At 70.0% G+C, this 22,483-nt stretch carries 25 protein-coding genes and 1 tRNA gene; 14 read left to right on the top strand and 12 right to left on the bottom strand.

Annotated features, from left to right (window positions below):
* Positions 1–57 precede the first annotated feature (57 nt).
* Together ACYVHG_RS06570 and ACYVHG_RS06565 are read left to right on the top strand one after the other, a co-directional pair.
* The gene (locus tag ACYVHG_RS06570; RefSeq protein ID WP_461166598.1) at positions 58–354 is read left to right on the top strand and encodes a DUF2516 family protein; all 297 of its coding nucleotides are present in this window, start codon (positions 58–60) and stop codon (positions 352–354) included.
* A 24-nt stretch (positions 355–378) separates the two neighbouring features.
* A complete protein-coding gene (locus ACYVHG_RS06565; RefSeq protein WP_461166597.1) occupies positions 379–1,431 on the top strand; it encodes an alpha/beta fold hydrolase in 1,053 nt (350 codons plus the stop codon).
* A gap of 6 nt (positions 1,432–1,437) precedes the next feature.
* Here ACYVHG_RS06565 and purU read toward each other — a convergent pair whose 3' ends face one another.
* Positions 1,438–2,310, bottom strand: coding sequence for a formyltetrahydrofolate deformylase (gene purU / locus ACYVHG_RS06560; RefSeq protein ID WP_461166596.1), 873 nt, complete (start codon positions 2,308–2,310; stop codon positions 1,438–1,440).
* A 7-nt stretch (positions 2,311–2,317) separates the two neighbouring features.
* On the opposite strand from purU, the gene deoC reads away from it, so the two are divergent.
* On the top strand, positions 2,318–3,034 hold the full coding sequence (gene deoC, locus ACYVHG_RS06555) for a deoxyribose-phosphate aldolase (protein ID WP_461166938.1): 717 nt from the start codon (positions 2,318–2,320) through the stop codon (positions 3,032–3,034).
* 5 nt (positions 3,035–3,039) lie between these two features.
* Here the strand turns inward: deoC and ACYVHG_RS06550 are convergent, their stop codons facing one another.
* The 4 genes from ACYVHG_RS06550 to ACYVHG_RS06535 all read right to left on the bottom strand — a co-directional run bounded on the left by ACYVHG_RS06550 (position 3,040) and on the right by ACYVHG_RS06535 (position 5,824).
* Positions 3,040–3,834: an LmeA family phospholipid-binding protein gene (locus ACYVHG_RS06550; RefSeq protein ID WP_461166595.1), complete on the bottom strand. Its 795-nt coding sequence runs from the start codon at positions 3,832–3,834 to the stop codon at positions 3,040–3,042.
* A gap of 167 nt (positions 3,835–4,001) precedes the next feature.
* Positions 4,002–4,775, bottom strand: coding sequence for a class I SAM-dependent methyltransferase (locus tag ACYVHG_RS06545; RefSeq protein ID WP_461166594.1), 774 nt, complete (start codon positions 4,773–4,775; stop codon positions 4,002–4,004).
* A gap of 4 nt (positions 4,776–4,779) precedes the next feature.
* Complete coding sequence (locus tag ACYVHG_RS06540; RefSeq protein WP_461166593.1) at positions 4,780–5,289, bottom strand: DUF2505 domain-containing protein; 510 nt, start codon at positions 5,287–5,289, stop codon at positions 4,780–4,782.
* Positions 5,290–5,308: 19 nt separating this feature from the next.
* Positions 5,309–5,824 carry a DUF2505 domain-containing protein gene (locus tag ACYVHG_RS06535; protein WP_461166592.1) on the bottom strand — a complete coding sequence of 172 codons (516 nt, stop codon included), beginning with the start codon at positions 5,822–5,824 and terminating at the stop codon, positions 5,309–5,311.
* Positions 5,825–5,848: 24 nt separating this feature from the next.
* Between ACYVHG_RS06535 and ACYVHG_RS06530 the strand changes: the two genes are divergently transcribed.
* Both ACYVHG_RS06530 and ACYVHG_RS06525 read left to right on the top strand, forming a co-directional pair.
* On the top strand, positions 5,849–6,877 hold the full coding sequence (locus tag ACYVHG_RS06530; RefSeq protein ID WP_461166591.1) for a UDP-N-acetylmuramate dehydrogenase: 1,029 nt from the start codon (positions 5,849–5,851) through the stop codon (positions 6,875–6,877).
* On the top strand, positions 6,874–7,689 hold the full coding sequence (locus tag ACYVHG_RS06525; protein ID WP_461166590.1) for a transglutaminase-like domain-containing protein: 816 nt from the start codon (positions 6,874–6,876) through the stop codon (positions 7,687–7,689). Before ACYVHG_RS06530 ends, ACYVHG_RS06525 begins: the two co-directional genes overlap by 4 nt.
* Before the next feature lie 42 nt (positions 7,690–7,731).
* On the opposite strand, the gene otsB is transcribed toward ACYVHG_RS06525, so the two are convergent.
* The 5 genes from otsB to ACYVHG_RS06500 all read right to left on the bottom strand — a co-directional run bounded on the left by otsB (position 7,732) and on the right by ACYVHG_RS06500 (position 11,737).
* The gene (otsB, locus tag ACYVHG_RS06520) at positions 7,732–8,499 is read right to left on the bottom strand and encodes a trehalose-phosphatase (RefSeq protein ID WP_461166589.1); all 768 of its coding nucleotides are present in this window, start codon (positions 8,497–8,499) and stop codon (positions 7,732–7,734) included.
* Positions 8,496–9,953: an alpha,alpha-trehalose-phosphate synthase (UDP-forming) gene (locus tag ACYVHG_RS06515; protein WP_461166588.1), complete on the bottom strand. Its 1,458-nt coding sequence runs from the start codon at positions 9,951–9,953 to the stop codon at positions 8,496–8,498. The genes otsB and ACYVHG_RS06515 overlap by 4 nt, the downstream gene beginning before the upstream one ends.
* A gap of 6 nt (positions 9,954–9,959) precedes the next feature.
* Positions 9,960–10,121 (bottom strand): hypothetical protein, encoded by a 162-nt coding sequence (locus ACYVHG_RS06510; RefSeq protein WP_461166587.1) that lies wholly within the window; start codon positions 10,119–10,121, stop codon positions 9,960–9,962.
* 53 nt (positions 10,122–10,174) lie between these two features.
* Positions 10,175–11,575: a threonine/serine exporter family protein gene (locus ACYVHG_RS06505; RefSeq protein ID WP_461166586.1), complete on the bottom strand. Its 1,401-nt coding sequence runs from the start codon at positions 11,573–11,575 to the stop codon at positions 10,175–10,177.
* A gap of 87 nt (positions 11,576–11,662) precedes the next feature.
* A tRNA-Thr gene (locus tag ACYVHG_RS06500) sits at positions 11,663–11,737 on the bottom strand.
* 42 nt (positions 11,738–11,779) lie between these two features.
* Here ACYVHG_RS06500 and ACYVHG_RS06495 point away from each other — a divergent pair.
* The 6 genes from ACYVHG_RS06495 (at position 11,780) to ACYVHG_RS06470 (ending at position 17,851) form a co-directional block, all read left to right on the top strand.
* Positions 11,780–12,679: a crotonase/enoyl-CoA hydratase family protein gene (locus tag ACYVHG_RS06495; RefSeq protein WP_461166585.1), complete on the top strand. Its 900-nt coding sequence runs from the start codon at positions 11,780–11,782 to the stop codon at positions 12,677–12,679.
* Between the two features lie 21 nt (positions 12,680–12,700).
* A complete protein-coding gene (locus ACYVHG_RS06490; protein ID WP_461166584.1) occupies positions 12,701–14,107 on the top strand; it encodes an amidase in 1,407 nt (468 codons plus the stop codon).
* Between the two features lie 44 nt (positions 14,108–14,151).
* The gene (locus tag ACYVHG_RS06485) at positions 14,152–14,640 is read left to right on the top strand and encodes a GNAT family N-acetyltransferase (RefSeq protein WP_461166583.1); all 489 of its coding nucleotides are present in this window, start codon (positions 14,152–14,154) and stop codon (positions 14,638–14,640) included.
* Positions 14,641–14,673: 33 nt separating this feature from the next.
* Complete coding sequence (locus ACYVHG_RS06480) at positions 14,674–15,669, top strand: pirin family protein (RefSeq protein WP_461166582.1); 996 nt, start codon at positions 14,674–14,676, stop codon at positions 15,667–15,669.
* Between the two features lie 65 nt (positions 15,670–15,734).
* Positions 15,735–16,442: a response regulator transcription factor gene (locus tag ACYVHG_RS06475; RefSeq protein ID WP_461166581.1), complete on the top strand. Its 708-nt coding sequence runs from the start codon at positions 15,735–15,737 to the stop codon at positions 16,440–16,442.
* A 2-nt stretch (positions 16,443–16,444) separates the two neighbouring features.
* A complete protein-coding gene (locus ACYVHG_RS06470) occupies positions 16,445–17,851 on the top strand; it encodes a sensor histidine kinase (protein ID WP_461166580.1) in 1,407 nt (468 codons plus the stop codon).
* Between the two features lie 32 nt (positions 17,852–17,883).
* On the opposite strand, the gene ACYVHG_RS06465 is transcribed toward ACYVHG_RS06470, so the two are convergent.
* Positions 17,884–18,285, bottom strand: a complete 402-nt coding sequence (locus ACYVHG_RS06465; protein ID WP_461166579.1) for an HIT family protein — start codon at positions 18,283–18,285, stop codon at positions 17,884–17,886.
* A 39-nt stretch (positions 18,286–18,324) separates the two neighbouring features.
* On the opposite strand from ACYVHG_RS06465, the gene purD reads away from it, so the two are divergent.
* From purD to purB, 3 genes are all read left to right on the top strand, one after another.
* Positions 18,325–19,563 carry a phosphoribosylamine--glycine ligase gene (gene purD / locus ACYVHG_RS06460; protein WP_461166578.1) on the top strand — a complete coding sequence of 413 codons (1,239 nt, stop codon included), beginning with the start codon at positions 18,325–18,327 and terminating at the stop codon, positions 19,561–19,563.
* Between the two features lie 87 nt (positions 19,564–19,650).
* Positions 19,651–20,253 (top strand): TetR/AcrR family transcriptional regulator, encoded by a 603-nt coding sequence (locus ACYVHG_RS06455; protein ID WP_461166577.1) that lies wholly within the window; start codon positions 19,651–19,653, stop codon positions 20,251–20,253.
* Positions 20,254–20,299: 46 nt separating this feature from the next.
* Positions 20,300–21,727 (top strand): adenylosuccinate lyase, encoded by a 1,428-nt coding sequence (gene purB, locus ACYVHG_RS06450; RefSeq protein WP_461166576.1) that lies wholly within the window; start codon positions 20,300–20,302, stop codon positions 21,725–21,727.
* 16 nt (positions 21,728–21,743) lie between these two features.
* Here purB and ACYVHG_RS06445 read toward each other — a convergent pair whose 3' ends face one another.
* Complete coding sequence (locus tag ACYVHG_RS06445; protein ID WP_461166575.1) at positions 21,744–22,139, bottom strand: endonuclease domain-containing protein; 396 nt, start codon at positions 22,137–22,139, stop codon at positions 21,744–21,746.
* Between the last annotated feature and the right edge of the window lie 344 nt (positions 22,140–22,483).

The following is a 22,483-nucleotide window of genomic DNA, read 5'->3' as shown; positions in this document are numbered from 1 at the left end:
AGCACCCGGGCGTCCGGCGGCAACAGCCGCCGGACGCCCGACCTTTAGGCTGGTGACATGAGTCTGCTCGCGGCCTACGGCCAGTTGTCCTTCTACGCCTACCTCGCGATCACCCTGCTGATCGTCGGCGCTGCCGCCTTCGCCCTGGTGCACGCGCTCCGGGCGCCCGCCCAGGCGTTCACCGCCGCCGGCAAGTGGCAGAAGAACTACTGGGCGATCACGCTCATCGGTTGCGCGCTGCTGGCGCTCGCCGGGCTCGGCGGAATGGGGCTGGTGATCGGTGCGGTCGGTGTGCTCGTATATCTGTTGGACGTGCGGCCCAAACTCGATGAGGTCCGCCGCCCGCGCTATTGAGCATTCGTTAGTAAGGTGAGCCGCATGAAGATCTCCAGCAAGCTCGTCGTCGGTGCGCTCGGCGCTCTCGGTGCCGGGGCGGCGGCCGTGGCCGCCGGGGTCACCGCATACGCGCTCTCCGCGCCGAAGGTGCCGGCGAACGCCAAGCTCATCGAGGACTACGACGGTCCGCACGAGGACTCGTTCGTCGTCTCGGGCGACGGGACGCGCCTGCACGTGCGCAGCTGGGGCACCGTCGGCGGGCCGCTGGCGGTCTTCGTGCACGGCTGGAGCTGCAACGTCTCATCCTTCCCGCGCCAGGTGGAACACCTGGTGGCTCGCGGATACCGGGTGCACTGCTACGACCAGCGCGGACACGGTCAATCGGACCCGGGCGCCTTCGCCTACTCCGCCTCCGTCCTCGCCGACGATCTGCACGCCGTGCTCGGCTCGGTGATTCCCGACGGCGAGCGAGCACTGCTGGTCGGGCACAGCATGGGCGGCCTGACGGTGATGGCCTGGGCCGACAAGTACCCGGACGAGGTCGCGGGCCGTATCCACCACGCGGTGCTGATGTCGACCTTCGCCAGCGAACCGATCGCGAACTTCGTCGGAGCCACCCCGCTGGCGGCGCTGACCCGGGTGGCACCGCGCCTGACCGCCAAGGTCGGTGACGCCTTCCTGGGCGCGCCGGTGAAGGTGCGGCACAACCGGCTGCAGACCGCGGTGCTGCGCTACAGCGCACTGTGCGGCTACTCCTCCTACGGTGCGGTGAAGTACACCGAGGACATGGTCACCGCCTGCCCGACGGATGTGCGCTCGGAATGGGGGCACGTCCTCGCCGGCGCCGACGTCACCGAGGGGCTGCGGAAGATCTCAGTACCCACCTCCGTCGCGGTCGGACAGTTCGATCACCTCACCCCGCCGGTGGACGCCGAGGCGATCGCCGCCGAGCTCAAGATCGCCGGGAACCTGGACCGGTTCGCGGTGATCCGCGACGCGGGGCACATGCTGCCGATCGAGCAGCCGGAGAAGGTCAACGCACTGCTCGACTCGATCATCGAGGGCCGCCCGGCGCACACCGGCGCCCCCGCCTGACAGCCGCTAGGAGAAGACGACGGTCTTGCGGCCGTGCACCAGAACCCGGTTCTCCAGGTGCCAGCGCAGACCGCGGGCCAGCACCACCTTCTCGATGTCCCGGCCGCGCAGCACCATGTCCGAGGCCTCGTCGGAATGATCGACACGGGTCACGTCCTGCTCGATGATCGGCCCGGCGTCCAGATCCGCGGTCACGTAGTGACAGGTGGCACCGATCAGCTTCACCCCCCGGGTGAACGCCTGGTGATAGGGCTTGGCGCCGACGAACGAGGGCAGGAAGCTGTGGTGGATGTTGATCGCGCGCCCCGCCCACGCTTCGCACAGCTGCGGCGGCAGCACCTGCATGAACCTGGCCAGCACCACCGCGTCGGGGTCGAACCGGTCGGTGATCGCGGCGACCTCCGCGAAGGCCTCCGACTTGTCCTGTCCGGGGCCGGGGAAGGGCACGTAGTGGAACGGGATGTCCAGCCGCGAGGTGAAATCGCGCAGGTCCTCGTGGTTGCCGATCACCGCCGCGATCCGCGCGCGCAGCTCGCCCGTCGCGACCCGCCCGACCAGATCGTGCAGGCAGTGCCCCTCCTTGCTGACCAGGACGACGATGTCCTTGGGTTCGGCGGTGGAGGTCAGCCGCCACTCGGTCTCCGGTCCGATCTCGGCGGCGACCTCGGCGAACCGGGCGCGCAACTGCTCCAGCGGTAGGTCGACGCTGTCCGCCCGTACCGCCTGCCGGGTGAAGAACCACCCGGAGTCCGCATCCGAGTGGTACGCCGCCTCGACGATCCATCCGCCCACGTCGGCGAGGAAGGTCGAGATCTTCGCCACGATGCCGGTCGTGTCGGGGCAGCCGAGGGTCAGGACGTAGCGGGTATCACTGGTCACGAACGGTATCGTCTCAGACGTGCTCACACGTTCCGAAGTCGCCGCCCTCGTCGATCACACGCTGCTCAAGCCGGAGGCCACCGAGAGTGCCGCGGCCGCGGCCTACCAGGAGGGGCTGGACCTGGGCGTCTACGCCGTCTGCCTGTCCCCGTCGATGCTGCCGCTGCGGATCGCGATCGATGCGCAGGAGGCCGCTGGGGCGCAGGGCCGCTGGGCTCCGAGGACCTGCGTCGTCGCGGGTTTCCCGTCCGGCAAGCACCACTCGCTGATCAAGGCCGCCGAGGCGCGGATGGCGGTCGAGGAGGGTGCCCACGAGGTGGACATGGTGATCGACGTCGGCTTGGCGCTCGCCGGCGACCTCGACCGGGTGTTCGCCGACGTGCTGACGGTGCGCGAGGCGATCGGCGCCGACCCGGTGCTCAAGGTGATCGTCGAGTCCGCAGCGTTGCTGGAGTTCGGCGACGCCGACCTGCTCACCGAGGTGTGCCGCCGGTCGGTCAAGGGCGGCGCCACCTTCGTCAAGACCTCCACCGGGTTCCACCCCAGCGGCGGCGCCTCCGCCGAGGCGGTGCGATTGATGCGCGCGGCCGTCGGCCCCGAGGTGGGCGTGAAGGCCTCCGGCGGGATCCGCACCGCCGACGCCGCGCAGGAGATGATCGACGCCGGCGCGAACCGCCTCGGTCTCTCGGGGACCCGGGCCGTTCTGGCCGGGTTCCCCGAGTAGCCGGATCAGAGCAGCGAGCAGTTGGTGGCGCCCACGTCGTTACCGCTCTCGATATCGTTGGGCAGCACGTTCTGGCCGCTGTAGCGCATCGAGATGCCCTGATCGGTCATCTTGAGGTCGCTGGCGGTCAGTCCCTTCGGGGTGGGGATGTCGGCGACGGCGGTGATCAGCTGCTGCGCCAGGTCATCGGGTACGCCGATCCCGAAGACCGAGGCCTTGCTCGCGGTGAGCACCACCTTGTTGTCCTTGATCGACGGCGTCAGGTTCACCGTGACCGGGAAGATCACCGCGGTGCCGCTGATCTCGATCTTGTTCTCCGCCGCGTTCAGGTTCACCTTCGGGTCCGAGATCACCTTGACCTGCGTGATCTTGTTCTTGATCCCGTCGGCGGTGAACTCGCCGACGATGGTGGCGTCGTCGACCCGGTTCTCACCGCTGGGCTCGACGCCCTTGAGCAGGATCCGGGCGGACAGGCCCTCGGTGCCGTTGAGGCCGTTCGCCCGAATGTCGATCGACGGGATCTTGCCGGTGGCCTGCAGCAACATCGGGGTCTTCTCGAACGAGACCTGCACGTCGTTGGCCTGAGTGCCGTTCTTGATGTTGTCCGCCAGACAGCCCTGCACGCGGTTCCGGATGTACAGTTCGGAGCCCACGGCGAGGATCACCAGCAGCGCGACCAGCCCGACGGCGACCAGGCCGATCAGCTTGCCACGCGACTTCTTCGCCTGGGGCTTCGCGGCCGGAGCCGGGTTCGGGCCGCGCGGGGCGGGGTTCTGCGGAGGGTTCAGGTTCGTATCCATCGGCTGTGATTGTTCCTCATCCTCGGGTTGCAGTTGCGATGTCCCGGCGATCGGCGAGTACGCGCAGGTCGTGCACACCACACTACTGACTTCGGGTGCGGACTCAGCGAGCCGCTGCGGTGCTGCCGGGCGAGCCGGCGGCCGAGTCACCTCGTGCCGGCGGGCGGTCACGGCGCGACGAGGGCCCAATCGACGGTCAGCAGGTTGTCGCGGACCGGCCGCCGCGGTGCCCGCGCGGCACCGCCGGTGCGCTCGGCCAGCGCGGCAGCGGCGGCCCGCCACCGCATCCGGTTGCCGTACGGGGCGTACCCGGCGGCGTGGTCCCAGCACTCGTCGGCCAGCGTCAGCAGAGCGTGCACCTTCTCGCCGGGGACGTTGTGGTGGATCAGCGCCTTGGGCAGCCGCTCCGCCAGCTCGGACGGGCGGCCGGTGAAACCGGGATGCCAGGCCAGGGTGAGCACCTGCGGGCCGGACCGGTCCAGCGTGAGCCAACAGCACCGTCGGCCCAGTTCATCGCAGGTGCCCTCGATGAAGACCCCACCCGGGGCGAGCCGCTCCAGCACGGTCCGCCACGCATCGGGCACCTCGGGCTCGTCGTACTGCCGCAGCACGTTGAACGCGCGCACCAGGTTCGGGCGCAACCCCGCGAGTTCGAAACCGCCGCGGGCGAAGTGCACTCCGTCGCGTCCGGGGACCACCCGTGCCGGATCGATCTCCAGGCCGGTGACCCGCACCGACGGTGCCACCCGCCGCAGCCAGGAGGCCCATTCGAGAGTCGTGTCCGGGCGGGCGCCGTAGCCCAGGTCCACGGCCATCGGGGAGGGACCGTCGAGTGCGGCGCGGACGGTGCGCTCGTGCGCGGTCCAGCGGTCGCTGCGCCGAAGCCGGTTCAGGCCGGTGGTGCCGCGGGTGATGCGCCCGTGAGGCGAAGCGGCCGGCACCGGTCTAGTCGTTCTTGGACACCCAGTACTTGAGGTACTCGGCCTCGGCGCGGAACAGGTCCACCAGGTTGATCAGAATCAATTGTTCGAGCTTGGTGCCGACGAAGGGCACGAAGACCTTCACCACAGTGGTGTACCGCATGGTGCAGCCGGTCTCGGTGTTGAACAGCGAGCTCTCACCCTTGAGTGAGCCCGGTCCGGCGGGGATGGACGCCTTGTAATCGCCGATCGAGTTCTCCCCGTCCCACGCGCCGTAGAACTCCTCACGGGTGATGATCATGTCCTTCTTCACCACGCCCTGGGCGATCGGCGGAAGGTACTCGTGCGGCAGGTTCTGCTTCTGGACGACGGTGATCCCCTCGTCGTCGACGTCGAACTCCGTCACCTCGGACAGTGGGGTCAGGTTGCGGAAATCGGTCATCTTCTCGGTCCAGTACTCCTTGGTGGAGTACGCGTCGTAGAAGACCTGCGCGGGGAACGGGAACCGCGCCGAATAGCTCAAGCGTCGTGCCATGAAGGGAGACTTTACAAGGTCAGGGGTGCTCGGCGATCCACTGCAGCGTGAACTCGCGTTCGCTGACCATGAGCTCCTGCAGGTTCTCGATCACCAGCGACTCCACCTTCGAGGCCACGAACGGGATCGACACGGTGGCCTCACCGGCGGCGGTGATCCGGGCACCGTCGGGTCCGGGCTCCAGCACTGCGGTGCCGGAGAGCTGCGCCGGAACGCCCTGCACATCGGCGGAGAAACGCCCCTCACAGCGGTCACCCTGCAGCGGCCCCCACTCCTCGCGGCGGTGGATCTCCAGCCCGCCCGGCCGGATCGCGGTCACCACAGGCGGCAGCTTGTCCTCACTGATCACATGCACCACAAGGACCCGCACCGTGCGTGCGGCACCGTCGCCGGTCACATCCAGCTCCTCGATCCGCGCTCCGTCGCCGCCCACGGCAGCCACCCGGGCGGGCCAGTACGCGTCGTCGGTGAAGGCGGCGTGCAGTGCGGCCGGGGTCGCGGCGAAGTCGAGCGAGCGCTCGAGACGGGTGCTCATAGCGGGACACGTTACCGTTGCTTCGTGCCTGAACTGCTATCGGAGTTGACCACCCTGCGCCTGGGCGGCCCGGCGCGGACGTACCTGCGCTGCGCCGGCGGAGCCGAGGTCGTGGACGCGGTGGCGCGCGCCGACGCCGCGGGTGAACCGGTGCTGCTGGTCGGCGGCGGCTCCAACCTGGTGATCTCCGACGAGGGCTTCGACGGCACCGTCGTGCACGTGAGAAGCAGTGCGATCGAGATCGACGGGACCACGCTCACCGCCGATGCCGGCGCCGTCTGGGACGACGTGGTGGCCGCCTCCGTCGAAGCCGGGCTCGGTGGCCTGGAATGCCTGTCCGGCATTCCCGGCTCGGCCGGAGCCACCCCGGTGCAGAACGTGGGCGCCTACGGCGTGGAGGTGGGTGCCTGGCTCGACGCGGTGCAGCTGTACCACCGCGCGACCGGCACCGTCGAGTGGGTCACGCCGCAGTCCCTGGAACTGGCCTACCGCACGTCCCGGCTCAAACGTTCCGCCACCGACTCCGACGTGGTGCTGCGGGTGCGGTTCGCGTTGACCGACGGTGTCAGCGCCCCGATCAGGTACGGCGAACTGGCCCGCGCGCTGGGTGCCGAACCGGGAGACACCGTCGACCCGGCGGTCGCGCGCGAGCAGGTGCTCGCGCTGCGCCGCGGCAAGGGCATGGTGCTCGACCCGGGTGACCACGACACCTGGAGTGTGGGCTCGTTCTTCACCAATCCGGTTGTCCCGGAACAGGAGATCGTTGACCGGATCGAGCAGCTGACCGGCGAGAGCACGCCGCGGTACCCGGCGCCGGACGGCATCAAACTCTCCGCCGGCTGGCTGATCGAACGCGCCGGCTTCGGCAAGGGTTACAGCGGCGGACGAACAGGGGTGTCGCTGTCGACCAAGCACACCCTGGCGCTGACCAATCGGGGCACGGGCACCACCGCCGAACTGCTCTCACTCGCCGCGGAGGTCCGCGACGGAGTGCGCGATCGGTTCGGGGTGGAACTGCATCCGGAGCCGGTGCTGGTTAGGGTGGCGCTATGACCGCCACCGCAGCCCGGAAGATGTCGGCGCGGATCTCGTGCACCGTGCTCGCTCCGACAGCGCTCGAGTACCAGGTCACCGTGGCGCGGGTCCCTGGCCTGCAGGTGTACGAGTCGCTCTCGGTGACACGCGACGGCGCACCGTATCCGGTGCGCGAGATCGTCGGACCCCAAGGCGGGCGGATCCACCGGGTGGAGGTTGATTCGGGGTCCATCGAAGTGGACTACCTGGCGCGGGTATCGGGCTGCGCCGATCCGGAACCGGTGGACGACTACTTGAGTTCGCTGTACCTGCGGCCCTCGCGCTACGCCGATGTGGACCGGTTCTTCGGGTTCGCCGGACAGCAGTTCGCGGGCATCACCGACGACACCGACAAGGCTCTCGCGGTGCGTGACTTCGTGGCGGGCCGGCTCGATTACGTGCCCGGAGCCAGCCGTTCGCTCGACGGTGCCTCGGACACCCTGCTGGCCTCGGCCGGGGTGTGCCGCGATTACGCGCACCTGACGATCGCGCTGCTGCGGGCGCTGAAACTGCCGGCCCGGATGACGGCGGTGTACGCGCCGGGATGCGATCCGATGGACTTCCACGCGGTCACCGAGGTGTTGATCGACGGACGCTGGTGGGTATTGGACGCCACCGGACTGGCGCCGCGTGCGGCGATGGTTCGGATCGCCACCGGGCGGGACGCCTCCGACATCGCCTTCCTGGACAACCACGGCGGGTCCATCCGGTTCGAGCAGCTCACCGTGACCGCCGAATCCGCGGAGCCGCTGCCGGTCGACGATCCCGGAGCCCTGGTCCCGATCGCCTGACGGCCCAACCCGGCCGGCGCGCCCGATCGGGGTAGGAGCGGTTCAGCGCCGGCGCAGTGCCAGCAGATCCTCGAAGACGGTGCGTGCGGCGGCCGGATCGTCGACCCGGTACCGCGCGCCGGTCGCCACCTGCGGATCGGTGGCCACCTTGATCGAGACGTCACCGGCGCCGGTGAGTACCGCGAAGGCCTTCTCGTCGGTGACGTCGTCACCGAGGTAGAGCACCGCCTGCGCACCGATCCGTTCCCGCAGGATCTGCAGGGCCCGGCCCTTGGAGGCGTCGAGCACCGTCAGTTCCAGAACCGCCTTCCCCTCGGTGGCGTGCACACCGGCGAGTGCGGCAGGCCCCTGACGGGCCTGGTCGAGCGCTTGCGCCGCGGCGTCGGCGCCCGCCTCGACGTTGCGCACATGCAGTGCTGCGCCCAGTGGTTTCGCCTCGACCGAGGCGCCGGGGTAGCGCCCGGCGATGTCGGTGAGCCGCCCGAGCACGGTCGTCCGCAGAGCTCTGAGCCCTTCGTCCAGGGCGGCCTCGAATCCGTCGGCCCACTCCGCCCCGTGACTGCCGACGGTGACGATCGGGCCGCCCGCCCCGGACAGTCGGCCCAGGGTGTCGCGGTCGCGCCCGGAGACCAGGGCGACGGTGACCCCGGGCAGAGCGGCGAGTGCCTGCAGCGCCGCGATCGAACCCGGCAGTGGGAACGCCGCCGCCGGGTCGGAGACGATCGGTGCGATCACGCCGTCGTAGTCGGAGGCCACCAGAACCGTCGGCAGCGCGGCGAACCGTTCGAGCGCCCCGGGCAGGGTGATCATGCCCGGGGAGCCTCGTCGACCTTGCCGGCGAGGGTCTGCAGGAACGAGCGGGCCCAGCGGTCCACGTCGTACTGCAAAACCTGGCGGCGCATGGTGCGCACCCGGCGTTTGCCCTCCTCGGGATCCTGGTTGACGGCCTCGTCGATGGCGTTCTTCACGCCTTCGAGGTCGTGCGGGTTGCACTGGTAGGCCTGCCGCAGCTCGGCGGCGGCGCCGGTGAATTCGCTGAGCACCAGCGCGCCGGAGGAATCGGTGCGGCACGCCAGGTACTCCTTGGCGACCAGGTTCATGCCGTCGCGCAGCGGGGTGACCAGCATGACGTCGGCGGCCGCGAAGAACGACATCAGTTCGCGGCGCGGCACCGGCCGGTGGATGTAGTGCACCGCAGGGTGCCCGACCCGCCCGAAGTCGCCGTTGATCCGGCCCACCTGGCGCTCGATGTCGTCGCGCATCACCTTGTACGACTCGACCCGCTCCCGAGAGGGGGTGGCGAGCTGGACGAAGATGTGCCGCTCCGGATCGAGCCGGCCCTCCTGGTAGAGCTCGCCGATGGCGCGCAGCCGCACGTCGATGCCCTTGGTGTAGTCGAGGCGGTCCACTCCGAGCAGGATCTTCTCCGGGTTGCCGAGGTCCTTGCGGAGGTCGCGCGCGCGTTTGCGGGTCTCGGGCAGTTTCGCGATCGACGCGAGTTCGGCGGAGTCGATGGAGATGGGGAAGGCGCCGACCCGCACGGACCGGAACCCGACGGTGACCACGCCGAACTTCGAGCGCACCCCGATCGAGCCCTTGCTGGTGGGGTAACCGGCGAGCCGTTTGGCCAGGTAGAGGAAGTTCTGGGCGCCGCCGGGCAGGTGGAATCCGACCAGGTCGGCGCCGAGGATGCCCTCGATGATCTCGCGCCGCCACGGCATCTGCATGAACAGTTCGACCGGGGGGAAGGGGATGTGCAGGAAGAACCCGATCTTCACGTCGGGCCGCAGCATCCGCAGCATCTTGGGCACCAGTTGCAGCTGGTAGTCCTGCACCCAGATGGTGGCGCCCTCGGCGGCCACCTTCGCGGTCTCCTCGGCGAACCGGCGGTTCACCTCGACGTACGTGTTCCACCATTCGCGGTGGTACTCGGGCTTGACGATCACGTCGTGGTACAGCGGCCACAGGCTGCCGTTGGAGAAGCCCTCGTAGTGCTCCTCGACCTCCTGCGCGCTGAGTTTGACCGGGACCAGCAGCATGTCCTCACCGGTCACCGGATCGTCGGCCCCGCCGCCGATGTCCGGGGCGCCGGGCCACCCGACCCAGGCGCCGTTGCGGGCGCTGAGGATCGGTTTGAGCGCGGTCACCAGGCCGCCGGGTGCCTCCTTCCAGGTGAGAGTCCCGTCAGGAGCCTGCTCGACGTCCACCGGCAGCCGGTTGGCCACCACGATGAAATCGGATTCCCCCCGCACCGCAGCAGCCATGAAGGGCTACGCCTCCTTGGGGCCGATGCCGAGCATCGACAGCAGCATGCGGCACTCGTCGGCGTCCTCGGCGTACGCCGCGACGACCCGCTGGGCCTGGCGGGCGGTCTCGTCCCCGACGGGCTCGAGATCGTCTTCGCTGATGTCCTGCGTGGTCTTCGGGGGCATGAACGCACCTTTGTTTGGAGTGACGAACGTCTTCACTTTACCCGCGCATGGATCTATTCGCGGACCCGGCGGAAGGGCAGGCCGTTGATCTGGGGCCGGCGGATGGTGCGCGCCACCCATTCGCCGAGGGTCACACCGGCGGCGAGGGCGCATCCCACCGCGAGCGCGGTGGCCATGTTGGTCAGCGCGGACGTGGTCTGTCCGTCCATCAACTCCGATAGCCCGCGGTACACCGCAAGGCCCGGCACCAGCGGGGTGATGCCGGCGACGGCCACGATCAGTGGGGGAACCACGGCGCGCCGGGCGAGCAGGCCACCTGCGAGGCCGACGGCGGTGGCGGCCACCGTCGACGCGACGATCGGCCCGACGCCCAGGTTCAGGATCGAACCGGCGACCAGAGCTCCCGCTCCGCCCGCCAGGAACGACGCGGTGAGGGCTCGCAGCTGCGCGTATCCGGCCAGTGCGAAGGCCGCAGCCGCGACACCGCCGGCCACCACCAGGATCGGCAGTGGTGCGTAGTCGAAGGGCTGTTGCTGCATCGGCGGTAGGGTCGCCCCGAGTTCGCTGGTGACGCGCAGTGCCATGCCGACACCGGCGACCACACCACCGGTGAAGACGACCACCTCGAAGAAGCGGGCCGCACCGGTCACCGGCGCCCCGGTGATCGCGTCCTGCACCGAGCCGACCAGTGACAGTCCGGCCATGAGCACGATGATTCCGGCGACGATCACCCGGTACGGCTGCACGTCCCAGTCGTAGGTGATCGAGAGCCGGTAGATCAGCGCGGCCGGCAGCGTCGCCAGGAAACCGCCGACGACCTGTTGGAAGAAGTAGGGCAGGCCCCACTGGCTGAGCCGCACGTTCACCGCGTAGATCAGGGCGGTGGTCACGAAGGCCACCGCGGCGAGCGCCGGCTGGCCGCCGAGCAGCATGGTCAGGGAGGCCGACATGATCGCCCAACCCAGGGTCGCGACGGTGCGCGAGTACGGGTGCCCGGCGGTCATGATCGATTCGAGGGCGGTGAGCGCCTGGTCGGGCCGGATCCGGCCGCGGCCGATCCGCCGCACCAGGGTGTCCACCTGGGACAGCCGGGTGTAGTCCAGGGACCGGTGGCTGACGGTGCGCATGTAGGTCGACGGGGGCAGGCCGCGGCCGCGCTGCACCGAGACGTTGATCGAGTTGTAGGTGACGCTCACGGTCACCTCGTCGATGCCGTAGGTCGCGGCCACGTACCGCACCTGGGCCTCGGTGTCGACGGCGCCCGTGCCCGAGTCGAGCAGGACCTCCCCGACCTTCATCGCGACTTCGAGGACCTCGCCGACGGTCTCGTTGTCCCGTAGGTCGACCGGTTGCAGCGGGGTCAGCACCGGCATGCCCGCGGTATCGACGGTGGCGGCGTTACGGCCGGTCACGGATTGGACCGCGTTCGCGAGACGGTCGCGGAATGGGGTCATGTCCGGGGCACCTCCTCCGGGGCTGCACTGTGGTCCTACAAGCAGAACGGGCGCAGAACCGGCCGGGGCCGGCGCTGAACCCGTCGATGGAGCCCCCCGTCGGGATTGAACCGACGACCTTCGCTTTACAAGAGCGGTGCTCTACCACTGAGCTAGGGAGGCGGGCGGCCGTACGGCCGTCGATGCACAGCATATCGTTGCCCCATGACCGACTCCTTCGAGACCATCAGCTGCACGCTCGACGCCGACGGCATCGCCACCCTGGTGCTCGACCGGCCGGATCGGCTCAACGCCTTCAGTGTGACCATGGCGCGGGAACTGACCGAGTTCTTCACGGTGAACGCCCAGCGCGACGAGGTGCGCGCGGTGGTGGTGACGGGGTCCGGACGGGCCTTCTGCGCGGGCATGGACCTCACCGGGGAGGGCACCGAGGTCGGTGAGGGCGGCAACGTCTTCGGCCTGGACGAGTCGCTCGACCCGACTCCGGAGGAGTTCGCGGCGAACTTCGACCGTCCTCCGTACCAGGACGGGGTGCGCGATACCGGTGGCAAGCTGACGCTGGCGATCCACGCGCTGCCGAAGCCGGTGATCGCGGCGATCAACGGTCCCGCAGTGGGGATCGGCGCCACCATGACGCTGGCCATGGACACGCGGCTGGCGTCGACGACGGCGCGGATCGGGTTCGTCTTCGGCCGGCTCGGCATCGTCACCGAGGCCTGCTCCAGTTGGTTCCTGCCGAGGATCGTCGGCCCCGCCCGGGCGCTGGAATGGGTGTACTCGGCGGAGGTGCTGACGGCCGAGGACGCGCATGCGGGCGGACTGGTGCGCAGCCTGCACCAGCCGGACGAGTTGCTGCCGGCCGCCCAGCAACTGGCCCGGTCGTGGACGGTGGGCCGCTCGCCGGTGGGGATCGCGCTGAACAAGCAGCTCATCTACCGTGGAATGGGCGCAGCGACCCCGTTCGAGGCGCACCTCGCCGATTCTCTGGCGATGTACTACACCTCGGTGGGCGACGGTAAGGAGGGCGTGGCGGCCTTCCTCGACAAGCGAGCGCCGCGGTTCACCTCCCGGGCCTCGCAGGCGCCGCGGATCGTCGCGGACTGACGGCGTGCGAGAGTCGGTGTCATGACTGCGGGACCGCTGCACGAACAGATCGCGAGCCTGGCCCAGGGGAGCACCACCTCCACGACTCTGGTCGACCGAGCGTTGCGGGAGATCGACCGGACGCAGAGCACGCTGAACTGCTTCCGTCACGTCCGCGCCGACCGGGCCCGCGCCGAGGCCGCCGCCGCGGACGCCGAACGGTCCCGCGACGCGGCGGCCGCGGAGCGCAAGCCGCTGCTGGGTGTACCGATCGCGATCAAGGACGACACCGACATCGAGGGCCTGCCCACCCACTTCGGGTGCGGCGGCGAGGTGCCGCCGGCCACCGCCGATGCCGAGATCGTGCGCCGGCTGCGGGAGGCCGGCGCGGTCATCGTCGGCAAGACGAACACCCCCGAGCTCGGGCAGTGGCCGTTCACCGACGGTCCCGCCTTCGGGCACACCCGCAGCCCGTGGAACCGCGAACTGACCCCCGGCGGCTCGTCGGGTGGCAGTGCCGCCGCGGTCGCGGCCGGGATCGTCGCCGCGGCGGTCGGATCCGACGGTGCCGGGTCCATCCGGATCCCCGCCGCCTGGAGCAACCTGGTCGGCATCAAACCGCAGCGCGGCCGGGTCTCGACAGCGCCCTGGCCCGAGTTGTTCAACGGCCTGACCACTTCCGGGCCGCTGGCCCGCACCGTCGGCGATGCGGCCCTGCTGCTGTCGGTGATCTCCGGCAACGCCGAGGCGGACCTGCATCGCGCCGAGCCGATCGACGCCGTCGCCGCGGCCGCACGGACCCCCGGTCCGCTGCGCATCGGTCTGGCCACCACCGTCCCGTTCTCCGGCTTCCCGCACCGCGTGCACCCGGTCGTGGTCGCCGCGACCGAGCGGATGGGACGGGTGTTGCGCGAGCTCGGTCACCAGGTGGAGAACACCTCGATGCCGTACCGCTTCTACGACGGTCTGCAGTTCCTGCCGCGGTCGATGGCGGGTCTGCATCAGTGGGTCACCGAACGTCCGGCGATCGTTCCGCAGGACCGGCGCACCCGCTCGAACGCCGCTCTCGGGTCGATCGCGATCGCACCCGTCCTCGGCGCCGCCCGCCGGGCCGAGGCGGGGTTCGGCCGGCGCGTCGGGAAGCTGTACCGGCGGTTCGACGTGGTGCTCGCGCCCGCGACCGCCACGCCCGCTCCGGACGTGCACGGCATCGACTCCGCCGGGCCGATCGCCACCAACCGGATCATCACCGAACACTGTCCGATGACCTGGCCGTGGAACGTGCTCGGCTGGCCCGCGGTGAGCGTCCCGGCCGGATTCTCCGAGTCGGTACCGCTGGGCGTGCAACTGCTGGGCGACCCGGGCAGTGAGGAGACGCTGATCTCCCTGGCCGCGCACCTCGAACGCATCGAGCAGTGGCACCGGCACGTCCCGGGCCGGTGGTGGTAGCGCTTCGGTGGTGCGATCTCACGAGCGGGCAATAAGCTGGCCGTATGGAGATCCGCGACGCGCAACCGTCCGACCTGCCGGCGATCCTGGTCATCCACAACGATGCGGTGGAGAGCTCGACGGCGATCTGGTCCGAGGAGCAGACGGACCTCGCCGAGCGTGAGGCGTGGCTGGCCGAGCGGACGGCCGGGGGATTCCCGGTGCTGGTCGCGATCGTCGACGGTGAACTGGGTGGGTACGCCTCGTACGGGCCGTTCCGCGGCAAGTCCGGGTTCCGGCACACGGTGGAGAACTCGGTGTACGTCGCGGACGGTTTCTACCGGCGGGGGATCGCCGAGGCACTGATGAACGCACTGATCGAACGCGCTCAGCAGTCCGATGTGCACGTCGTGGTGGCCGCGATCGAGGAGTCGAACCACGCGTCGGTGGCACTGCACCGCAAGCTCGGGTTCCGCGTCACCGGTCAGATGCCGCAGGTCGGCAGGAAGTTCGGACGCTGGCTCGACCTGGTTCTCATGCAGCGCATCCTGTGACTGCGGCCGCGATCGGGGCTTAGTCTCGGAACCATGAGCAACCTCGATCGACGGCCCGAGGAACTGGCGTGCGGCGCCGGTGGCGCGGTACCGGACTCGGGGGTGGAGGTGATCGCGGCGCGTGAGGTGCCCCTCGGTGGCCCCCGCGCGATGACGGTGCGCCGCACTCTGCCCACCCGCCAGCGGTCGATGATCGGGGCCTGGTGCTTCGCCGACCATTACGGCCCCGATCAGGTGTCGAGTTCCGGCGGGATGAACGTGCCGCCGCACCCGCACACCGGGCTGCAGACCGTGAGCTGGCTGTTCGAGGGCGAGATCGAGCACCGCGACAGTGCGGGCGTCGTCGCCCCGGTGTTGCCGGGGGAGCTGAACCTGATGTCCGCCGGTGCCGGGATCAGTCACTCCGAGGTCTCCACCGGCAGCACCGTGCGACTGCACGGCGTGCAGCTGTGGCTGGCACTGCCGGACCGGGCGCGTCACGCCCCCAACGGTTTCCAGCACTACGCGCCGCCAGCCGTGGATGTTCCCGATGTCCGGTCCGGCGCTCCGGCGGCGACGGTCCGGGTGTTCGCCGGTGAGCTCGCCGGAAGCCGAGCGGAGGTGGTCACCGCCACGGAGCTGCTCGGCGCCGAACTGGTCCTCGCGCCCGGCGCCCGGATCGCGCTGACCGTCGACCCGCGATTCGAGCACGGCGTACTGCTCGACACCGAGCGGATGATCGTCGACGGCGTCCGCCTGGCCCACGGCGACCTCGGCTACCTCGCACCGGGCCCGGCCGGCCTGCGTCTGCACAACCCCACGGAGGCACCCGCCCGCGCGGTGCTGCTCGGCGGCGTCCCGTTCGACGAGGACATCGTCATGTGGTGGAACTTCGTCGGCCGCAGCCACGATGAGATCGCCGAGTACCGCGCGCAGTGGCAGGCCCGGGCCGAGCGGTTCGGCACCGTCGAAGGCTGGCGCGACGATCAGTACCTACCCGCGCCCCCACTGCCGACCACCAGGCTCACTCCCCGGAGGAGACGGGAGTAGACGTTCACAGCGAACTGACAGCGAGTCGTCAGAGTCCTGGCCGGTCCCACGGGCACGATGATCGGGTGAGCAGGATCAACACCGAGTCGGCGCCGCGGGTACTGGTCGTCGACGACGAGCAGAGCATCCGGGAGTTGTTGCAGGTCAGCCTCAAGTTCCAGGGATTCGACGTGGCGGTTGCGCAGGACGGCCCGGCGGCCCTCGATGTGGTGCGCGGCTTCCGCCCCGATGTGATGGTGCTCGACATCATGATGCCGGGTATGGACGGCCTGGGCCTGCTCAAGCGGATGCGGCAGGACGGTGTGGAAGCGCCCGTACTGTTCCTCACCGCCCGCGACTCGGTGGAGGACAAGGTCACCGGCCTGACCCTCGGCGGGGACGACTACGTGACCAAGCCGTTCTCCCTGGAGGAGGTGGTGGCCCGGATCAACGTGCTGCTGCGGCGCAGCGGATTCGGGGAGAAGGAGGTATCCACCCGGATCAGTTTCGCCGATCTCGAACTCGACGACGAGACCCATGAGGTGTGGAAGGCCGGTGAGCTGGTGGCCCTGTCACCGACCGAGTTCACGCTGCTGCGCTACTTCATGGTGAACGCGGGCGTGGTGCTGTCGAAGCCGCGGATCCTCGATCACGTGTGGCATTACGACTTCGGCGGTGACGTCAACGTCGTCGAGTCCTACGTGTCCTACCTGCGGCGCAAGGTCGACACCGGGGAGCGGAGGCTGATCCACACGCTGCGCGGGGTGGGGTACGTGCTGCGCGAGCCGCGGTAGCCATGCCGGGCCGATTCCCCCTCGTATCGCGGATACCGCTGCGGTTCTCCCTGGTCGCGGTGGTCGTCCTGCTGGTCTTCCTGGGGCTGTTCGTCTCCGGTACCGCGCTTACCGCCGCCATGCAGGACCGTCTGCTCTCCCGGGAGGACCAGAACCTGCGGCAGGCCGCGGACACCTGGGCGCGACCGCGGCAGAGCCTGCCCGAGCCGACCCGCGGCCGGACCCCGCCGACCCGCTTCTACCAGGCGTTGTTCCTCCCGGACGGTACCCAGCTGCAGATCAGCAACCCGGACTTCACCGAGCGGCCGGATCTGTCCGGGCTGGACGAGTTGCACGGCGCCGCCGTCACGGTGCACTCGGTCGGCGGGCGGGGCCCGAAATGGCGGGTGGTGCAGTCCAGCTCGCCGTACGGCGTCGCTTTCGTCGCGGTCACACTGTCCGATCTGGAGGCGACACTGCGCGCGATGGTGGCGCTGGAGCTGCTGATCGGCGGCGGTGTGCTGATCGTCGCCGGTGGTGTCGGCTACCTGGTGGTGCGCCGTTCACTGCGCCCGCTGGAGGAGGTCGAGACCACCGCGGAGGCGATCGCCGCCGGTGATCTCACCCGCCGCGTCCCCGAGGCGCCGCCGAACACCGAGGTCGGACGGTTGTCGTCGTCGATCAACGTGATGCTGCACCAGGTGCAGGACTCCTTCGGGCGGGTCGCCGCATCGGAGGAGCAGGCCCGCGCCGGGGAGGAGAGGATGCGCCGGTTCGTCGGCGACGCCTCACACGAGCTGCGTACCCCACTGACCTCGATCCGTGGCTTCTCCGAGCTGTACCGGCAGGGCGCCACCGACGACATCGGCTTCGTCATGTCCCGCATCGAGTCCGAGGCGCAGCGGATGGGCCTGCTGGTGGAGGATCTGCTGCTGCTCGCCCGGCTGGACGCGCGGCGTCCCCTGGCCCGCGACACCGTCGACCTGGCCGTCGTGGCCGACGACGTGGTGCGCGCCGCGCAGGCCCGCGAACCGGGCCGCGATATCGGACTGCAGGTGCGCGCCGATGGTGAACCCGGTGCCGCGGAGATCACCGGCGACCGGGACCGGCTGCACCAGGTGGTGACGAACCTGGTCTCGAACGCCTTGCGGCACACCCCCGACGATGCCTCGGTGCAGGTGTCGGTGACGGCGCAGGCCGATGCTGTGGTGATCTCCGTCGCCGATACCGGACCGGGGATGGGGCCCGACGAGGCCGCCCGGGTCTTCGAGCGGTTTTACCGCACCGACAGCTCCCGCAGCCGCGGCAGCGGCGGTTCCGGCCTGGGGCTGTCGATCGTGCAGGGCATCGTCGAACGGCACGACGGCTCGGTCACCGTGCACACCGCCCCCGGGCAGGGGGCGCGGTTCACCGTCCGCCTGCCCCGCTGAACGCCATCCGCGGGGCACGCGGATCTCGGAGTCTATTCGGCGGCGAGGGCCTCGACGATCCTCGTCTGCGCCTCGTCGAGGGATTCCGCGGACGGGTTCGGGTCGGCTTGGCCGAAGTCGAAATCCCCGAGGGTGTACGCCGGGAAGACGTGTACGTGCAGGTGAGGAACCTCCAGGCCGGCGATCACGACGCCCGCGCGCGGTGCGTCGAAGGCGCGTTTGACGGCGCGGCCGAGCTTGCGGGCGACGGTGCTGATGTGGTTCCACAGCTCGTCGTCCACCGACTCCCAGTGATCGACCTCGTCCCGAGGAACCACCAGCACGTGGCCCTGGGTGAGCGGGGCGATGGTCAGGAACGCCACCACCGAATCGTCCTGGTACACGAACCGGCCGGGTAGCTCTCCGGCGATGATCTTCGAGAAGACGGTTGCCATGCGCCCAGGCTAGTGGAGCGCCCCGGTAGTGTCATGACCGTGCGAGTACTCGTCATCGGCACGGGCGGCCGCGAACACGCCCTCTTGGATGCACTGTCGCGCGACCCGAAGGTCACCGAGCTGCACGCGGCACCGGGCAACCCCGGAACCGCGGCGCTGGCCACCAATCACGAGGTGGACGCCTCCTCGGGGGACGAGGTGGCCGGGCTCGCCGAGCGGATCGGCGCCGATCTGGTGGTGGTCGGACCGGAGGTGCCGCTGGTCCTCGGCGTGGCCGACGCGGTCCGCGCCCGCGGTATCGCCGTCTTCGGTCCTTCCGCCGAGGCCGCGAAGATCGAGGGTTCCAAGGCCTTCGCCAAGGACGTCATGGAAGCAGCGGGCGTCCGCACCGCCCGCAGCGAGATGATCGACAGTCCCGCGCTGATCGACGCCGCCCTGGACCGCTTCGGACCCACCTGGGTGATCAAGGACGACGGTCTGGCCGCGGGTAAGGGCGTGGTGGTCACCGCGGACCGCGCGCAGGCCCGCGCGCACGCCGCTGAGCTCATCGAATCCGGCCGTCCCGCCCTGTTCGAGTCGTTCCTCGACGGCCCCGAGGTCTCACTGTTCTGCCTGGTCGACGGCGAGGACGTGGTCCCGTTGCTGCCCGCGCAGGATCACAAGCGGGTCGGCGACGGCGATACCGGCCCCAATACCGGGGGTATGGGTGCCTACTCGCCGCTGCCGTGGCTCGCCGAGGGCGCGGTGGATGAGATCGTCGAGACCGTGGTGCGCCCCGTGGCCCGGGAGATGGTGCGCCGCGGCGTGCCGTTCTCCGGCCTGCTCTACGCCGGTCTGGCGATGGGAGCCGACGGGCCCGCAGTCGTCGAATTCAACTGCCGCTTCGGTGACCCCGAGACGCAGGCGGTGCTGAACCTGCTCGAATCCCCGCTCGGTGAGGCGCTCAACGCCACCGCCACCGGCGCGCTGGGTGCGCTCGCACCGTTGCGGTGGCGCGACGGTGCCGCCATCACCGTGGTGCTCGCGGCCGAGAACTACCCCGCCGCACCGCGTAAGGGCGATGTGATCACCGGAGCCGACGGTGCCGGGATCTACCACGCCGGCACCGCCCGCGACGCCGAGGGCCGTCTGGTCTCGGCCGGTGGCCGGGTGCTCAACGTGGTCGGTGTGGGCGACGACCTGGCCGCGGCCCGCGCCGATGCCTACGCCAAGCTGGAGCGGATCAAGCTGCCGGGCAGCCACTTCCGCACCGATATCGGACATCAGGCCTTGCAGTAGTGCAATTCACCCGCTGCGCCGTCCCCGGTCGGAGTGATTTGATCGAAACCGGCTGACGGGGCGCGGCTGCCTGGCACCATGTCTGGGATGACGGCCGCGACCACGCCCAAGGGAGAGCGCCGGCGGGCGGCCCTGGTGGCCGCCGCCGGTGAACTGCTCGTGGAAGGCGGCTTCGAATCGGTGCGTCACCGCGCCGTCGCCGACCGCGCGCACATCCCGCTCGCCGCCACCACGTACTACTTCGAATCGTTGGGGGACCTGCTCGCGAACGCGGTCGCCTACGCCGGTGAACACGATGCGGAGACGGTGCGTGAACGCGCCGCGGAGGTCAGCCGCCGCCGGCGCGGTGACGGCGCCCTGGCGCGAATGCTGGCCGCGGTCTTCTTCGCCTGCGAGACGCCCGCGCAGCGCAGCGCCCTGGTCTCGCGGTACGAGCGCATGGTGTTGTGCTCGCGTGACGCCGAACTCGTTCGGGTGCACGCGCGTTCGCGTTCCGTGCTGGCGGATCTGCACGGTGAGGTGCTCGCGCGGTCCGGCCGGCGGGCCGATCGGCGCACCGTCGAGCGTCTGATGGCGATCGAGGACGGTGCCGCGCTGGCGGCGCTCGCCACCGACGGTGCCGATGTCGAGCGTGCGGTCCGGGAGGCGCTGGCCGTCGTCGTCGACGATCTGGCACTGATGCCGCAGTGATTCCCCGCGCCGGTCCCGGTACCGCGGTACGTGCGAGAATCGTCGGGTGAGCACTCCCCGCATTCCCGATGTCCTCGCCAACCGGTACGCCAGCGGGCGTATGCGTGAGCTGTGGTCGCCCGAGTACAAGATCGTGCTGGAGCGGCAGCTGTGGATCGCGGTTCTCAAGGCGCAGCGCGACCTCGGGATCGACGTTCCCGACGGGGCCGTCGAGGCCTACGAGCGGGTCGTCGACCAGGTCGATCTGGCGTCCATCGCCGACCGTGAGCGGATCACCCGCCACGATGTGAAGGCGCGGATCGAGGAGTTCAGTGATCTCGCCGGGCACGAGCAGATCCACAAGGGCATGACCAGCCGCGATCTCACCGAGAACGTCGAGCAGCTGCAGGTGCTGCGTTCGCTGGAGTACGTGCGCGACCACGCGGTGACTGTTGCGGCGCGGCTGGCCGAGCGTGCGGCCGAGTACTCGTCGACGGTGATGGCCGGACGGTCGCACAACGTTGCGGCGCAGGCCACGACGCTCGGGAAGCGGTTCGCGTCGGCGGCGAACGAGCTGCTGGTGGCGATCGCCCGGCTCGAGGATCTGATCGCCCGGTACCCGCTGCGCGGTATCAAGGGCCCGATGGGCACCTCGCAGGACATGCTGGACCTGCTCGGCGGTGACGCCGCGAAGCTGGCCGCCCTGGAATCGCGGGTCGCCGAGCACCTCGGGTTCTCGGAGTCGTTCGTCTCGGTGGGGCAGGTCTACCCGCGCTCGCTCGATCACGACGTGGTGAGCGCCCTGGTCCAGGTGGCGGCGGCACCGTCGTCGATGGCCACCACGATCCGGCTGATGGCCGGGCACGAGCTGGTCACCGAGGGGTTCCAGCCGGGGCAGGTGGGTAGCTCCGCTATGCCGCACAAGATGAACACCCGCTCCTGCGAGCGGGTCAACGGTCTCGCCGTGGTGCTTCGCGGGTACGGCTCGATGGCCGCCGAGATGGCCGGTGCGCAGTGGAACGAGGGCGATGTCTTCTGCTCGGTGATCCGACGGGTCGCGCTGCCGGACGCCTTCTTCGCGCTGGACGGGCTGTTCGAGACCTTCCTGACGGTGCTCGCCGAGTTCGGCGCCTACCCGGCGGTGATCTCCAATGAGCTCGACCGTTATCTGCCCTTCCTGGCGACGACGCGGGTGTTGATGGCCGCGGTGCGTGCGGGGGTGGGCCGCGAGGTCGCGCACGAGGCGATCAAGGAGCACGCGGTGGCGGTCGCGCTGGCGATGCGGGAGCAGGGGCGTGAGCCGGACCTGCTGGACCGTCTGGCCGGCGACTCCCGCTTGGGCCTCTCCCGGCCCGAGCTCGACGCCGCCCTCGCCGACCGTGCCGCCTTCACCGGCGCCGCGCAGGACCAGGTCGCGCAGGTCATCGCCGATGTCGAGTCGCTGGTCGCGAAGTACCCCGCCGCCGCCTCCTACACCCCGTCGCCCATCCTCTAACCCCGCTTGAACACTGTTACGGTCCACCGCGACCTGCGGTTATGCCGGACGTAACAGTGTTCAATTGCGGTCGGCGGGGGAGGGTCAGCTTCGGGACCGTCGGCGACGGGCCGTTCCAGCCTCGGGACCGCAGCTCGCGCTCGACGCGGTCTAGGAACGCGGCTCGGCCGCTGAGCAGAGTCGTCGACGTGGCCCGGATCAGGCTCCAGCCCTGTCCGGTGATGGCGTTCCACCGGATCACGTCGGCGCGTTGCTGCTCGTCGGTGCGGTGATAGCCACCGTCGTACTCGATGGCGACGCGGTACCGCTGCGAGCCGAGGTCGACGTGGTAGGGCGTGCCCGGAATCGGTTGCTGCGGCCGGAAGAAGTCGAGTCCCGAGCGGTGCACGACGAGCCGGCTGTACGTTCCCACGGAGACTGCGAGCCCCCGTCGGCCTCGCCGAGGACCGCGCGGACGCGATTGGATGCGTACAGACCCGGATGGCTGTCGAGGTACGCGGCGATGGCGTGCCTGGTCGTGATCGATCGTCCGTCCCGGTTACGCCGGAGGAACTGGTCGATGCCGACGACGGCCTCGTCGTTCCTGATCAGGCGGGCGACGTCCACCGCGGTCCGGACCACCGACGTCGCAGGCCATCCGGACACCATGACCACGTCCTCCGCCGGCAGATGCCCGCACCGGACCACCACGCCGCGACGGTGTCGTTGTTCGGGAAGCCAGATCTCCGGCGGGTGCCCCGCGGCGAAGGGAACTCC

This window comes from Tsukamurella serpentis, from assembly GCF_054780975.1.
Note: the sequence above shows the minus strand (reverse complement) of the source record. Positions and strands in the feature narration are given on the sequence as shown.